We start from the raw sequence: 13,395 nt of genomic DNA, 5'->3' as shown, positions 1-13,395 counted from the left end.
GGCATTTCGGTCGAAGTGTCACGATCCGCTGGTGATTCCGCATTCGCGGATCTACGATCGCGATCGTGCCGCAATTCAGGATCGCTGACGCAGCGAAGTTGCTGGGCGTCAGCGACGACACCGTGCGCCGCTGGGTCGACGCGGGGCAGCTGCCGGTGCAGCCGGACGCCTCCAACCGCAAGGTCATCGACGGCGCTGCCCTCGCCGAGTTCGCCCGTGACCACGCCAGCGCGGCGCCGGACCCGTCCGGGGTGCAGCGCTCGGCGCGCAACCGCTTCGTCGGGCTGGTGACCGCCGTGACGATGGACACCGTCATGGCCCAGGTGGAGATGCAGTGCGGCCCGCACCGCGTCGTGTCGCTCATGTCGAGCGAGGCCGTGCGCGAACTCGGGCTGGAGCCCGGGGTGCTGGCCGTGGCCGTCGTCAAGTCGACGAACGTGGTCGTGGAGACCCCGGGAGGGCATCCGTGAGGCTCCGCGCCCTCGCCGTCGCCGGTGTGCTGCTCCTGCTCGTCGGGTGCGGCCAGGGCTCGGGCGGGTCCACCGGCGCGGACAGCGCCACGCTGACGGTGTTCGCGGCCTCGTCGCTGCGGGACACCTTCACCACCATCGGCGAGCACTTCGAGGCCACCCACCCCGGCACGACGGTCAGGTTCAACTTCGCGGGCTCGTCCGATCTCGCCCAGCAGATCGTGCAGGGCGCACCCGCCGACGTCTTCGCCGCAGCGAGCGACACCACGATGAAGACGGTCGCCGACGCCGGCCGGACCGCCACCGCGCCCGCGCTGTTCGCCAAGAACGCGCTGCGGATCGCGGTGGCGCCGGGCAATCCGAAGGGCATCGCGTCGTTCGCCGACCTGGCGAGGCCGGACCTCAAGGTCGTCGTCTGCGCGGAAGGTGTGCCGTGCGGCGACGCCGAGCTGAAGATCGAGGCGGTCACCGGCATCGACGTCCAGCCGGTCAGCGAGGAGCCGGACGTCAAGTCGACGCTGTCGAAGGTGCAGTCCGGCGACGCCGACGCCGGGCTGGTGTACGTCACCGACGTCGCCGCGGCGATGGGGACGGTCGAGGGCGTCGCGTTCCCGGAGGCGGAGCAGGCGGTCACGGACTACCCGATCGCGGTCGTGCAGGACTCGGGGCAGGCCGCGCTCGCGCAGGAGTTCGTCGCGCTCGTCACCGGCCCGGCCGGGCAGACGGTGCTGCAGGAGGCGGGATTCCTCGCTCCGTGATGCACCGATGACCACGGACCGCCCGGCGCCCCGCGTCCGCCGATCCGATGACCACGCCCGGGGCGTCGCCCTGCCCGGCCTGCTGTGGGTCCCGGCGGCGGCCGCGTTCGCGCTGATCGCGCTGCCCGTCGTGGGGCTGGTGCTGCGGGCGGACTGGGCGCGGCTGCCGGATCTGCTGCTGTCCGAGTCGGCGTTGACGGCGCTGCGGCTCTCCCTGGAGACCGCCGCGATCTCGACGGTGCTGTGCATCCTGCTCGGCGGCCCGCTCGCCGCCGTGCTGGCGCGCGGCCGCAAGCGGTGGCTGCGCTGGATCCGTCCGCTCGTGCTGCTGCCGCTCGTGCTGCCGCCGGTGGTCGGCGGCCTGGCGCTGCTGTTGCTGCTGGGTCGGATGGGCTTGCTCGGCCGGGTCCTCGACACCTGGTTCGGCATCACCGTCCCGTTCACGACGGCCGCGGTGGTGCTGGCGCAGACGTTCGTCGCGCTGCCGTTCCTCGTCGTGAGCCTGGAGGGCGCGCTGCGGACGGCGGGTGACCGCTACGAGGCCGTCGCCGCGACGCTCGGCGCGAGCCCGTGGCTGGCGTTCCGCCGGGTGACCGTGCCGCTGGTGCTGCCCGGGCTGGCGTCGGGCACGGTGCTGGCTTTCGCCCGCTGCATGGGTGAGTTCGGCGCCACGATCGCGTTCGCCGGCAGCCTGGAGGGCGTCACCCGCACCCTGCCGCTGCTGGTCTACCTCGAACGCGAGACCGACACCGACGCCGCGATCGCCCTGTCCCTGCTCATCGTCGTGGTGGCGGTGCTGGTGATCGCGATCGCGCGGCCGCGCGGGGCGGACGGCCTGCGATGACCGATCCCTGGCTGTCCGCGCGGGTGCTCGTCCGGCGGCCCGCGTTCACCCTCGACGTCGAGTTCACCGCCGAGCACGGCGAGGTCGTCGCCGTCATCGGCCCGAACGGGGCCGGCAAGTCGACGCTGCTCGGCGTGCTGGCCGGCCTCCTGGTGCCCGACGGCGGCGAGATCCGCCTCGGCGACCGCGTCGTCACCGCGCCGGGTCTGCACGTGCCGCCGCACCGCCGCGGCGTCGGCCTGCTGGCCCAACAGGCGATGCTGTTCCCGCACCTGACCGCGCTGGCGAACGTCGCGTTCGGCCCGCGCGCCCACGGCGTCCCGCGCGCAGCGGCAGAGGCACGCGCCCGGGAACTCCTCGCCGCGGTCGACGCCGCCGACCTGGCCCACCGGCGCCCGGCCCGGATGTCCGGCGGCCAGCAGCAGCGTGTGGCGCTGGCCAGGGCCCTGGCTCCGCGGCCGGAACTGCTCCTGCTCGACGAACCGCTCGCCGCCCTCGACGTCGACGCCGCCCCGGCCATGCGCTCGCTGCTGCGCCGCCTGGTCCGCGCCGAGCGGCAGACCGCGCTCCTGGTCACCCACGACGCGCTGGACGCACTGGTCCTGGCGGACCGGGTGGTCGTGCTGACCGACGGCCGGATCGTCGAGCAGGGGCCGACCCGGGAGGTCCTCGCGCGCCCGCGGAGCGCCTTCACCGCCCGCATCGCCGGTCTGGACCTGGTGCCGGGCGTCGCCCTCGCGGACGGCCTGCGGACCGCCGACGGGACCACGGTTGCCGGCCGCCTCGACGGCGTCGCGGTGGGGGAGCCGGCCGTTGCCGTCTTCCCGCCCGCGGCCGTGTCGGTCTTCGCCCAGGAGCCGAAGGGCAGTCCGCGCAACGTCTTCCCGGTTCGGTTGGCGGCGATCGAGCCTCGGGGGGACGTGGTGCGGTTGCGTGCTTCCGCTGTTCCCGGTGGGCCGGGATGGGTGGATGGGTTGGCGGCTGATGTCACGCCTGCTGCGGTGGCGGATCTGGGGCTGGAGCCGGGGATGGTGCTGTGGTTCGCCGTCAAGGCCGCCGAGACGGCTGTCTACCCCGCCCGTTGACGCTGTCGGTTCAGGCTGCTGTCGGGATTCGGTGCGGGATCGAGAGTCCGGTGATGCGGAGGGGACCTGGACGCGAACCACGCCCTTCGTTGCGACCACGTCCGCGACTCGGCGCGCGACCCGCCGGCGTGAGCGAGGGCCGAAGGCGGAGGCCGCCCCGGTCCGAAGCCGGGTCTCGCGGAACCCGCCGACGGGATCAGGCCGACACCCTAGAACGCGTCCGTCCCCCGTCGCCGGCAGCCACCCGCTTCTGCGTCACCTCGACCAGCGCCCGATCCCCCGGACTCGTGCGAGACGGTCAGGGTGATCCCGTCGATCCGCCATCCGTCGCTGGACCGGACGAGCGAGGTCCGATACCGCCCCGCCACCATCCAGACGCTGGTCCGCCCGTCCTCGATCACCGTGTGGTAGTCGCGGACGGTCGTGGCGCACGACGCACCGTCGTCGCCGACCGAAGCCACGATCGGCCCGGTCAGGTGCTGGGTCGCGTCGAACCCCGGCAGCAGCTGCCGCCAGGCCCCGATCACCTCCTCGGCGGAGAGGTCCTGCGGATCCCCGCCCCACAGCGAGGTGTAGCCGAGGGCCACTCGGGACCGTGCGCAGCTCGCCGGTGCGCAGGTACAGCTGCGTGGCCTCCCGGGCCCGGCGCAGCCGCTCGGTCACCCCTTCGGTGCCGCCGGAGAACGGGGCCAGCGAGGCCAGGTCGGGGAACCATCCGGCGACGCTGGTGAAGGCGCTGATCGGTGCGCACTGCGCGATCGCGGCGAGCGCGTACTGGGCGCCGGCGCACACGCCGACGTACCCGATGCCGCCCCGGGCGGCCCACGACAGCTGCGATGCGTCCCGGGCGGCCGCGACGATCGGCGATCTTGCGTCCGGCAGCTCCGCCTGGCGCGGTTCGCCGCTGCTCGCGCCCCACCCGGTGAAGTCGAAGGTGACGGCGGTGTAGCCGCGCTCCGCGCGGGCCCCCGCGTACCGGTCGGCCATCTGCTCCTCGACCGTCAGCCACGAGCCGGTGACCAGTACGACCGGGCAGCGGTCGGTCAACTCGCCCGCCGGCCGGTGGACACGGCCGGCGAGCGTGCTCCCGTTGCTGGCGGAGACGACTGGGTACGAGCTGACGCTGGCCGGCGTCGTCCGCGCGCGGGCCGGGGGTGGGAGTCCGATCTTGCTCGGTCCGCGGGCCGCAGCGCGGAGGACAGGTGACCGGTGCAGCGGCGGAACAGGCGCCGGAAGTGGCCCACGTCGTCGTAGCCGAGGGCGGTGGCGACGGTGTGCTCGCTGTTGACCAGCATCGCCTTGGCCCGGTCGATCCGCCGGGCCGTGACGTACTCGTGCGCTGCCAGGCCGGTGGTGCGCGTGAACGCCCTGGCGAAGTGGTACGGGCTCAGGTGCGCGACGGCCGCCAGGTCGTCCAGCCGGAGCGGATCCCCGATCCGCTGCTCGAGCAGGTCGGCGACCCGGTCCACCAACCGCCGGTCCAGCCGCCCCGGGTGCCGGATCCGGCGGGCGGGGCGGCAGTAGTGCTCGGCGAGGTGGCCGAGCAGGTGGTGGACGAGCGTGCTGGTGTGCATCGGGTCCGGGCTCGCCTGGCCCAGGTGGATGCGCCGGAGGACGGTCGCGAGCCCGAGCACCGTGGCGTCGCGAGCACCGGCGGCCGGCGCGATCGACACCGAGCTGGCCGGCTCGACGATCGCCGCCAGCTGGTCGAGATCGGGGTGGATCTCCAGCGCCTCGGTCGGCGTCCAGCACCTCCGACCAGGTGATCTCCTCGGCGCCGTTGGCGAACACGGCTCCCGGCGGGACCGACAGCGTCCGCCAGTGGTCCCCGGGCCGGTAGCGCAGCCGACTGTGGTGGCTGATGGACACACCGACCTGGTACGGCCTGGTGACCGTGGTCGCCGCCGGATCACCGGGCAGGCGGTAGTAGATCGAGCGCAGCTCGGGCCGCTGGCGCACCGAGACGAAGCGGTGGGTGGGTGGCGCGCCGGCCACCGAGCGCCAGGGTAGCGGCGGCCGGGTCCGGCAGACCCGTTCTTCCTCCGGTCGGGCGTGGCCGCTCGTCAAGAGGGAGTACGTGGTGTCACCCCATCGCTCACGCGCGTCACATGAGCCACGATCGTGTCACTGGTCTCTCCCGCCACGGCTCCGTACCGTCGCTGTCTGTGATGCGGCAGCTCGTGCGGATCGTCCCGGTGGCGATCACGCTCCAGATCCTGGCGGTCCTCGCCGGGGCCGCCGAGGCGTCTGCGGCGTCGGTGCTCGGCTACGTCGTGCACGCCGACACGGTCGCCGCAGCGGATGCCGCTGCAGCTGCTGTCGGCGCCCAGCCGACCAGCACCTTCCGCAACGCCATCGCCGGGTTCGCCGCCCGGCTCACGCCCGAGCAGGTGGCCCGGCTGCGGGAGCAGCCGGGCGTGCTCGGGATCGAGGAGGACCGGCGGATGGCGGTCGCCGAGCCGAAGCCGTCCGCCCGGGCCGAGGCGACGCAGATCAACCCGCCCAACTGGGGGCTGGACCGCATCGACCAGCGCACCCTCCCGCTCGACGGGCGCTACAGCAGCCGCGCGACCGGGTCCGGCGTGACGATCTGGGTGCTGGACACCGGGGTGGACACCACCCACCCGGAGTTCGAGGGCCGCGCCGCGTTCGCGGCCGACACCATCGACGGCGGCGTGGCGGGTGACTGCGACGGCCACGGCACCGTCGTCGCCGGGATCGCTGCCTCCCGCGACCACGGCGTGGCCAAGCAGGCGACGATCCGCTCGGTGAAGGTGCTCGACTGCTCCGGCGCGGGCACGCTGTCGTCGCTGCTCGCCGGCATCGACTTCGTCGCCGCGCACGCGGAGGGGCCGTCCGTCGCGGTGATGTCGTGGAGCTACGCCCCGTCGGAGGCGCTGATCCGGGCCGTGGAGGCGCTCGTCGCACAGGGGGTGTTCGTGGCCGCGTCGGCCGGCAACACCGGTGCGGACGACTGCGGGGCCGCCCCGCGCGCGGTCGAAGGCGTTGTGGTGGTGGCGAACTCGACCATCGACGACGAGCGCAACGAGACCTCGTCGACCGGGCCGTGCGTCGACCTGTACGCGCCGGGCACGCGGATCGTCTCGACGGTGCCCGGCGGCGGCACGGCGTCCTACACGGGTACGTCGATGGCGGCGCCGCACGTGGCGGGGGTGGCGGCGCTCTACAAGGAGACGTTCGGGGACGCACCGACCGCGACGGTCGCGCAGTGGCTGGTCGACAACGCCACACCCGGGGTCGTCGCAGGCGGGGGCCGCGGCGGCACGGCGAACCTGCTGCTGAACACGGGCGGCCTGTGAGTTAGCCCCGCGAGAGCTTGAGGGCGAGGGTCGGGCAGGCCCGCGCCGCCGCCTTCGCCTGCGCGCGCAGGGCCGGGGGGACCGGCCCGTCGGCGAGGATCGGGTAGCCCCACTCGTCGAGCTCGATGATCTCCGGCAGCAGCTCGGCGCAGAGGCCGTGCGCGGTGCAGGCGATCGGGTCGACCGAGATCGACGGTCCGGTGTAGCGGCTCACGCCGCCTCCTCCGGCAGCGGCATCCACGGCTGCTGCGCCGCCCACCGGCACGGGCGGCCGGCGGCGTGCGCGCGGACGTCGTCGGCGAACGCGGAGAGCGCTCTGGCGGCGAACCCGATCGCCGCATCGGGGTGCGAACAGGCTCCCCGGCCGGGGACGACGCCGAGCCGCCGCTCCAGCCGGTCGAGCAGCTCGCGGTCCCGCCGCCCCGCGGCCAGCAGGGCGAAGTCCTCCGCGACCGCGGGCAGACCGAACATGCACGGCCCGCACTGGCCGGCGGATTCGTGGGCCAGGTACCGCAGTACCCGGGCGGTCTCGGCGACCCCGCAGGCCTGCGCGGGCAGCGCGACGATCGACGGGATCCCGAGCGGGAGGCCCAGCGCGGCGAAGTCCTCATGGGTGAGCGGTAGTTCGTCGGCGACCGACACCGGCAGCCACGTGCCGCCCAGCCCGCCGACGGCGACGGCCTGCAGCGACTCCGACTCGCCGCCCGCCAGCTCCAGCGCGTCGCTGATCGGGATGCCGTACTCGACCTCGTACACGCCCGGCCAGGTGACGGCGCCGCCGATGGTGAGCAGGGTGCTGCCCGGCGACTGCTGGGTGCCGGCCTCGCGGAACCACTCGTCGCCGTAGCGGGCGATGAGCGCGAGGTGGGCCAGCGTCTCGACGTTGTCGACGAGCGTCGGGCGGCCCTTCACGCCGCGCTCGGCCGCGCGCGGGCCGGTGGTGGGCAGCGCCGCGCCTGTGGTGAGGAAGTTGACCAGCGCGGAGCTCTCGCTCGCGACGTAGCGCGGTGGCACCTCCGCGATCATGACGGGCACGGGATCGCGGCGCTGCGCGAGCGCCGCCCGCATCGGCTCCAGCGCCGGGCTGCCCTGGTGCAGGCACAGCACGGCGTCGGCGGCGTCGACCGCGTAGCAGGCCACCGCGATGCCGTCGAGCACCAGGTGCGGGGCCAGCTGCATGAGCGTGTGGTCCTTGGAGCTGGTCGGGTCGCCCTCGCATCCGTTGGCCACGACGACGGCCCTGCCCTTCGCCGCGGCGACCGCGGTCAGCTTCTCCGCGGTGGGGAACCCGGCGCCGCCGCGGCCGCGCAGGCCGGCCCGGCGCACCGAGTCGATGAGCAGGTGCCGGCGCACGCCGCGGCCGGGCAGCAGCGAGGGGAGCCGGCCGTAGCGCTCCTCGTGCTCGGTCAGGTCGTCGGCCCGCCCGTCGTCGGTCCACGCGGCCAGCAGACGCACGACTTCGGCGTGCGGGATCGGGCTCTGGTGCAGCGGGGTGATGGTCGAGATCGGCCCGGACGTGAGCGCGTCCGAGGCCAGCATCGCTCCGGTCACGAGGGTCATCGCACGAACGCCTTCTCACGGGAGTGGGCTCCGGTGCGCTGGCGCGGGAGCCGCGCGGTCACGGCCATGGGAGCGGGCGTGCGGCGCCGGTCGGCCAGTCGCCGCCACACGACGACCAGCACGGCGGCGACGCAGATCACGTTGAGCGCCTGCACCCACAGCAGGTTCGAGTCCTTGCCGCCCGCACCGATGCCGTGGACGACGGCGAGCGGCCACATGGCGTACGCGGCGCGGTGCAGCCACTGCCAAGCGGCGAGCGGCACCCGGGTGCGCAGCGCGCTGGTGATGAGCAGCGCGAGCATCAGGTCCAGCGCGACCGCGCCCAGGCCGAGGTAGAGCGGCTTGTACGCGGACACGAACGGCAGGAACGCGTCGACGACGCGGATGCCGGCGTAGGAGTCCGCGACCGCGGTACCGACGTGCACCGCGAGGAACGCCAGCGAGAGCAGCGACAGGTTGCGGTGCACCGCGTGCACGGTGAACCGGGGCCAGCGCGCACCGGCCGTGCGCCCGGCGTGCTCGGCGCCGAGCACGACCGTGGCAGTGAGCAGCAGCAGCGACACGAGGCCGGTGCCGCGGCTGGCGAACCAGAGTGCCTGGTCCATCGGGTCTCTCACCTTCCTTCGGGGAACCCGGCGACCGTCGTGACGGCGCCGTCGGCGGCGACCAGCCGGGCGGGGAGGTTGCGGGCGGCGAGCCACTCGGGGGCGTCGGGGCCGAGCACGACCGCTGCGGTCGACGCGGTGTTCGCGTCGACGCAGCTGGCGGCCGCAACCGTGACCGTCCGCCAGTGGACGGGAGCGGCGTCGCCGGTGCGCGGATCGACGATGTGGTGCACCTGCCGACCGGCTCGCTTCCACGTGCGGCGGGTGGTGCTGGAGCTGGCCAGGCCGCCGCCGGTGATCGTGACGACCGCGTCGGGCTCGGTGAGCGCGCGCTCGTGGTCGTCGCCGATCGCCATGCGCCAGCCGCCCTCCGGGGGCGGACCGGCGACGGCGGCGTCCCCGCCGAGGCTGACCAGCACCCCCGCGCCGGTGGCGAACGCCGCGGAACCGGCGATGCGGTCGGCGGCCAGCGCCTTCGCGGTGGCGCCCAGGTCCAGCTCTACACCCCGGGGCAGCACGACGGTGCGCGAGACCGGTTCCAGCCGCACCCGCCACCAGCCCGGTGCGGGGGCGGCCGGGGCGGGCGGGGCCGGCTCGTCGAGGGCCAGCTCGGCGAAGTCACGGTCGTAGCCGAGGCCGCGCACCGCGGCTCCGACCGTCGGGTCGACCAGTCCGTCGGTCTGCTGGGCCGCGCGCAGCGCGACCTCCAGCGCCTCGGCCAGGAGCGGCCCGACGGGCACGGCCGTCCCGGCGCGCTGGTGCAGCCGGGAGATCTCCGAGTCGGGGCGGAACCGGCTGCACGCGGCGTCGATCGCGGCGAGTTCGCTGCGCATCACCAGCCCGGCCGTGGGGAGCGCGGCCGGGTCGGTGACGGCGAGCAGGGCCGTGGTGCCGAGCGCGTGCAGGACGATCCGGTCGGCGCCGGTGGTCGACGTGGTCACGAGCCGCCCGTCGAGCCGGTGGGGGCCTCGTCGTGGTGCGCGGCGGCCGGGGGTTCGGTGGGCGGGGCCGGCGCGGAGGTGGTGGCCGGGGCCGCCTCGGCGGCCGTCTTCGGGGCCGTCTTCGGGGCCGTCGGCGCGGTCGTCGGCGCGGTCGTCGGCGCGGTCGTGGACGCCGTCTTCGGCGTCGCGGTCGTCTTCGGCGCGATGATCGCCGGGGCGAGCGCGGCCGGCGCGGTCCAGTCCTCGGTCGCCTGCGCGACGGGCTGCGGCGTGGCCGGGTCGGCGGCGGCACCCTGGGCGAACACGGTGCCGAAGGCGACGGCGAGCGCCGCCCCGCCGACCGCGGTCGCGGCGGTGGCGCCGACGACGCGGCGACGGCCCGCGGCCCGCTGCCCGACGCGGTCCAGGGGGGCTCGGTAGCGCGGGGAGGTCATGTCGACCAAGCAATCACGCGTCGCGCGCGTGGTTGCCGAACCTGAGAGACCAGGGTTGCGAACGGCGCTCCGACACCGATCACCGACGCGCCGAACGGTCGGTGATCCACCCGGACGTCGGTCCGAGTGCATCCGTTCAGCCCAGTCGCGTTCTCAGGGTGCCGCTCGGCGCGCCGCTCGTCCGCCCGCCGCAGCGACGGGCGGGCGAGCGGCGCTCACTCCGGCTTGATCTCGGCGAACCCGGTGTACGGGATGAGCGCGTCGGGCACCCGCACCGAGCCGTCGGCCTGCTGGTTCTGCTCCAGGATCGCCACCAGCGTGCGTCCGAGCGGCAGTCCGGAGCTGTTGAGCGTGGCCGCGAAGCCGCGGGTGCCGTCCTTGGCCTTCGTGCGGATGCCGGCGCGGCGGGCCTGGAACGTGCCGAAGTCGGACGCCGAGGCGATCTCGCGGTAGGCCTGCTGGCCGGGCAGCCACACCTCGATGTCGTAGGTGATCTGGGCGGAGAATCCGATGTCGCCCGCGGCCAGCTTCACCACGCGGTGGTGCAGCCCGAGCCGGCGGATGACGTCCTCGGCGTGCGAGAGCAGCACCTCCAGCTCCTCGCGGGACTTCGCCGGGTCGGCGAAGCGCACCAGCTCCACCTTGGCGAACTCGTGCTGGCGGATCAGCCCGCGGGTGTCGCGGCCGTAGGAGCCCGCCTCCGAGCGGAAGCACTGGGTGAGCGCCGTGTAGGCCAGCGGCAGGTCCTCCAGCGGCAGCGTCTCCTTGGCGTGCAGGTTCGTGACCGGCACCTCGGCGGTGGGGATCAGGTAGAGCTCGCGGTCGCCGACGCCGGTCTTGAACAGGTCCTCGGCGAACTTCGGCAGCTGACCGGTGCCGGTCATCGTGGTCGGGGTGACCAGCGTGGGCACCGCGACCTCGGTGTAGCCGTGCTCCTCGGCGCAGGCGAGGAAGAACTGGCCGAGCGCGCGGTGCAGCTTGGCGCCCTGGCCGCGCAGCACCGAGAACCGCGGCCCGGACAGCTTCACGCCGCGGGTCAGGTCGATGATGCCCAGCGCCTCGCCGATGTCGACGTGGTCGCGCGGGGCGAAGTCGAACTCGGGCTTGTCGCCCCAGACCCGCACCAGCTCGGCGTCGGCGTCGGTGCTGCCGTCGGGCAGCTCGTCGAGCGGCAGGTTCGGGATGCCCAGCAGCAGCTCGTTCAGCTGGACCTCGGCGGCCTGCTGGGCCTCGTCCTGCGCGGCGGCCTCGGCCTTCAGCTCCTTCGCCCGCGCCACGAGGGCCGGGCGCTCCTCCGCGCTCGCCCCCTTGACGGCGGCCGCGATCTTCTTGCCCTCCGCGCGGAGGGCGTCGCCCTTCTGGATCGCGGAGTTCCGCGCCGCCAGCAGCGACTCCAACGCGGCGACGTCGAGGACGTAGCCGCGCCGCGCGAGCTTGCGCACGGCTTCGGTCGCGGGATCGAGCAGGACGCGGGGATCGTGCATGGACCGAGCGTATCGGCAGGTGGGGGAGGTTTTCGGGCGCCCCTCCAAAGGGAGGTGGCGTGGACCACTGCACTGGTGCGAACGTGGAAGAGCGAGCACTCTGTCCGACAGGAGGGTCCCAGAGCCGTGTCCACTCCAGCTGTCCCGTCCTACGCATCCGGTGTGTCCGACGTGCCGCTGCTGGGCGACACGATCGGCGACAACTTCGACCGCACGGTCGCGACGCACCCCGATCGCGAGGCGCTCGTCGAGGTGCCGACCGGTCGCCGCTGGACCTACTCCCAGCTGCGCGCGGATGTCGACCGGCTGGCGCTGGGCCTGGTCGCGAAGGGGGTGCAGAAGGGCGATCGGGTCGGCATCTGGGCGCCGAACGTCGCCGAGTGGACGATGGTCCAGTACGCGACCGCGAAGATCGGCGCGATCCTGGTCAACATCAACCCGGCCTACCGCACGCACGAGCTGGAGTACGTGCTCAACCAGGCCGGGATCTCGATGCTGGTCTCGGCCGAGAGCTTCAAGACGTCCGACTACCGGGCGATGGTGGCCGAGGTGCAGCCGAAGTGCCCGAACCTGCGCACGGTGGTGTTCATCGGCACCCCTGAGTGGGACCAGCTGATCGAGGCCGGTGCGCAGGGCGACCCGGCGCAGCTCGCCGAGCTGCAGGCGAAGCTCTCCCCGGACGACCCGATCAACATCCAGTACACGTCGGGGACCACGGGCTTCCCGAAGGGCGCCACGCTGTCCCACCACAACATCCTCAACAACGGGTACTTCGTGGGCCGCGGGTGCAACTACACGCCCGAGGACCGCGTGTGCATCCCGGTGCCCTTCTACCACTGCTTCGGCATGGTGATGGGCAACCTGGCGTGCACCTCGATCGGCGCCACGATGGTCATCCCCGGCCAGGGCTTCGACCCCAAGGCCACGCTCAAGGCCGTCGCGCAGGAGCGCTGCACCTCGCTCTACGGCGTGCCGACGATGTTCATCGCCGAGCTGAACGATCCCGACTTCGAGTCGTACGACCTGTCCAGCCTGCGCACCGGCATCATGGCCGGCTCACCGTGCCCGGTGGAGGTCATGAAGCAGGTCGTCGCGCGGATGGGCATGGAGGAGGTCACGATCTGCTACGGCATGACCGAGACCTCGCCCGTCTCCACCCAGACCAGCATCGACGACCCGCTGGAGCTGCGGGTGTCGACCGTCGGACGGGTCATGCCGCACGTCGAGGTCAAGATCATCGACCCGGAGACGGGCCTCACCGTGCCCCGCGGCACCCCCGGTGAGCTGTGCACCCGCGGCTACTCGGTGATGCTCGGCTACTGGGAGGAGCCGGAGAAGACTGCCGAGGCGATCGACAGGGCGCGCTGGATGCACACCGGCGACCTGGGCGTCATGGACGCCGACGGCTACATCAACATCACCGGCCGGATCAAGGACATGGTGATCCGGGGCGGGGAGAACATCTACCCGCGCGAGATCGAGGAGTTCCTCTACACGCACCCGGACATCGTCGACGCGCAGGTCATCGGGGTGCCCGACGTCAAGTACGGCGAGGAGCTGTGCGCGTGGATCAAGATGCGCGAGGGCGCCGAGCCGCTCGACGCGGACAAGCTGCGCGAGTTCGCGACCGGCAAGCTCGCGCACTACAAGATCCCGCGCTACGTCATGATCGTCGACGAGTTCCCCATGACGGTCACCGGCAAGATCCGTAAGGTGGAGATGCGAGAGAAGAGCATCGAGATGCTCGGTCTGCAGGAGGCCGCCGCCACCCGTACCGCCTGAGCCCGATATGACCATTTAACGTCTGCACAGACACCGCCCGGCGCAGTAGGGTGGCCGAGCGCGTCCCGGTGTGATGCCGGGGCGCGCTCGTCGTGTGGCCAGGTGCGCTCGC

At 73.6% G+C, this 13,395-nt stretch carries 15 protein-coding genes and 1 pseudogene; 8 read left to right on the top strand and 8 right to left on the bottom strand.

Going from position 1 to position 13,395, the window contains the following annotated elements:
- Positions 1–65 precede the first annotated feature (65 nt).
- The 5 genes and pseudogenes from BUE41_RS22910 (at position 66) to BUE41_RS32995 (ending at position 3,157) form a co-directional block, all read left to right on the top strand.
- On the top strand, positions 66–470 hold the full coding sequence (locus tag BUE41_RS22910; protein ID WP_073459302.1) for a TOBE domain-containing protein: 405 nt from the start codon (positions 66–68) through the stop codon (positions 468–470).
- Positions 467–1,228: a molybdate ABC transporter substrate-binding protein gene (modA, locus tag BUE41_RS22905; RefSeq protein ID WP_073459301.1), complete on the top strand. Its 762-nt coding sequence runs from the start codon at positions 467–469 to the stop codon at positions 1,226–1,228. Before BUE41_RS22910 ends, modA begins: the two co-directional genes overlap by 4 nt.
- 70 nt (positions 1,229–1,298) lie before the next feature.
- A complete protein-coding gene (locus BUE41_RS22900; protein WP_073459379.1) occupies positions 1,299–2,072 on the top strand; it encodes an ABC transporter permease in 774 nt (257 codons plus the stop codon).
- 65 nt (positions 2,073–2,137) lie between these two features.
- A pseudogene (locus BUE41_RS33000) lies at positions 2,138–2,551 on the top strand (ATP-binding cassette domain-containing protein); the annotation flags it as partial.
- Positions 2,552–2,590: 39 nt separating this feature from the next.
- Positions 2,591–3,157 (top strand): TOBE domain-containing protein, encoded by a 567-nt coding sequence (locus tag BUE41_RS32995; RefSeq protein ID WP_407691682.1) that lies wholly within the window; start codon positions 2,591–2,593, stop codon positions 3,155–3,157.
- Between the two features lie 209 nt (positions 3,158–3,366).
- On the opposite strand, the gene BUE41_RS22890 is transcribed toward BUE41_RS32995, so the two are convergent.
- Positions 3,367–3,744, bottom strand: a complete 378-nt coding sequence (locus BUE41_RS22890; protein WP_200804068.1) for a nuclear transport factor 2 family protein — start codon at positions 3,742–3,744, stop codon at positions 3,367–3,369.
- 41 nt (positions 3,745–3,785) lie between these two features.
- Here BUE41_RS22890 and BUE41_RS22885 point away from each other — a divergent pair, with 41 nt between their 5' ends.
- Complete coding sequence (locus tag BUE41_RS22885) at positions 3,786–4,106, top strand: hypothetical protein (protein ID WP_143172298.1); 321 nt, start codon at positions 3,786–3,788, stop codon at positions 4,104–4,106.
- 94 nt (positions 4,107–4,200) lie between these two features.
- Here the strand turns inward: BUE41_RS22885 and BUE41_RS22880 are convergent, their stop codons facing one another.
- Complete coding sequence (locus BUE41_RS22880) at positions 4,201–4,830, bottom strand: helix-turn-helix domain-containing protein (protein WP_073459295.1); 630 nt, start codon at positions 4,828–4,830, stop codon at positions 4,201–4,203.
- A 495-nt stretch (positions 4,831–5,325) separates the two neighbouring features.
- Between BUE41_RS22880 and BUE41_RS22875 the strand changes: the two genes are divergently transcribed.
- Positions 5,326–6,477 (top strand): S8 family peptidase, encoded by a 1,152-nt coding sequence (locus tag BUE41_RS22875; RefSeq protein WP_073459377.1) that lies wholly within the window; start codon positions 5,326–5,328, stop codon positions 6,475–6,477.
- Position 6,478: 1 nt separating this feature from the next.
- Here the strand turns inward: BUE41_RS22875 and BUE41_RS22870 are convergent, their stop codons facing one another.
- The 6 genes from BUE41_RS22870 to serS form a co-directional block, all read right to left on the bottom strand.
- Entirely contained in the window at positions 6,479–6,691 is a 213-nt protein-coding gene (locus tag BUE41_RS22870) for a ferredoxin (RefSeq protein WP_073459294.1), read from the bottom strand.
- A complete protein-coding gene (locus BUE41_RS22865; RefSeq protein WP_234997496.1) occupies positions 6,688–8,037 on the bottom strand; it encodes an NADH-ubiquinone oxidoreductase-F iron-sulfur binding region domain-containing protein in 1,350 nt (449 codons plus the stop codon). Before BUE41_RS22865 ends, BUE41_RS22870 begins: the two co-directional genes overlap by 4 nt.
- Complete coding sequence (locus BUE41_RS22860; RefSeq protein ID WP_073459292.1) at positions 8,034–8,642, bottom strand: ferric reductase-like transmembrane domain-containing protein; 609 nt, start codon at positions 8,640–8,642, stop codon at positions 8,034–8,036. The genes BUE41_RS22865 and BUE41_RS22860 overlap by 4 nt, the downstream gene beginning before the upstream one ends.
- An 8-nt stretch (positions 8,643–8,650) precedes the next feature.
- Positions 8,651–9,583 (bottom strand): FAD:protein FMN transferase, encoded by a 933-nt coding sequence (locus BUE41_RS22855; RefSeq protein WP_234997495.1) that lies wholly within the window; start codon positions 9,581–9,583, stop codon positions 8,651–8,653.
- The gene (locus tag BUE41_RS30900; RefSeq protein ID WP_073459290.1) at positions 9,580–10,017 is read right to left on the bottom strand and encodes a hypothetical protein; all 438 of its coding nucleotides are present in this window, start codon (positions 10,015–10,017) and stop codon (positions 9,580–9,582) included. Before BUE41_RS30900 ends, BUE41_RS22855 begins: the two co-directional genes overlap by 4 nt.
- Before the next feature lie 215 nt (positions 10,018–10,232).
- Entirely contained in the window at positions 10,233–11,501 is a 1,269-nt protein-coding gene (gene serS, locus BUE41_RS22845; protein WP_073459288.1) for a serine--tRNA ligase, read from the bottom strand.
- A gap of 126 nt (positions 11,502–11,627) precedes the next feature.
- On the opposite strand from serS, the gene BUE41_RS22840 reads away from it, so the two are divergent.
- Entirely contained in the window at positions 11,628–13,283 is a 1,656-nt protein-coding gene (locus BUE41_RS22840) for an AMP-binding protein (RefSeq protein WP_073459287.1), read from the top strand.
- The last annotated feature ends 112 nt before the right edge of the window (positions 13,284–13,395 follow it).

Source organism: Pseudonocardia thermophila (genome assembly GCF_900142365.1).
GTDB lineage: Bacteria > Actinomycetota > Actinomycetes > Mycobacteriales > Pseudonocardiaceae > Pseudonocardia > Pseudonocardia thermophila.
This window is presented reverse-complemented; position numbering and strand designations above follow the sequence as displayed.

Bases quoted from the DNA above. Each gene is read 5' to 3' on its own strand.
- serS (WP_073459288.1), bottom strand. From the start codon at position 11,501: ATGCACGATCCCCGCGTCCTGCTCGATCCCGCGACCGAAGCCGTGCGC.
- BUE41_RS22860 (WP_073459292.1), bottom strand. From the start codon at position 8,642: ATGGACCAGGCACTCTGGTTCGCCAGCCGCGGCACCGGCCTCGTGTCG.
- BUE41_RS22865 (WP_234997496.1), bottom strand. From the start codon at position 8,037: ATGACCCTCGTGACCGGAGCGATGCTGGCCTCGGACGCGCTCACGTCC.
- BUE41_RS30900 (WP_073459290.1), bottom strand. From the start codon at position 10,017: ATGACCTCCCCGCGCTACCGAGCCCCCCTGGACCGCGTCGGGCAGCGG.
- BUE41_RS22875 (WP_073459377.1), top strand. From the start codon at position 5,326: ATGCGGCAGCTCGTGCGGATCGTCCCGGTGGCGATCACGCTCCAGATC.
- BUE41_RS32995 (WP_407691682.1), top strand. From the start codon at position 2,591: ATGCGCTCGCTGCTGCGCCGCCTGGTCCGCGCCGAGCGGCAGACCGCG.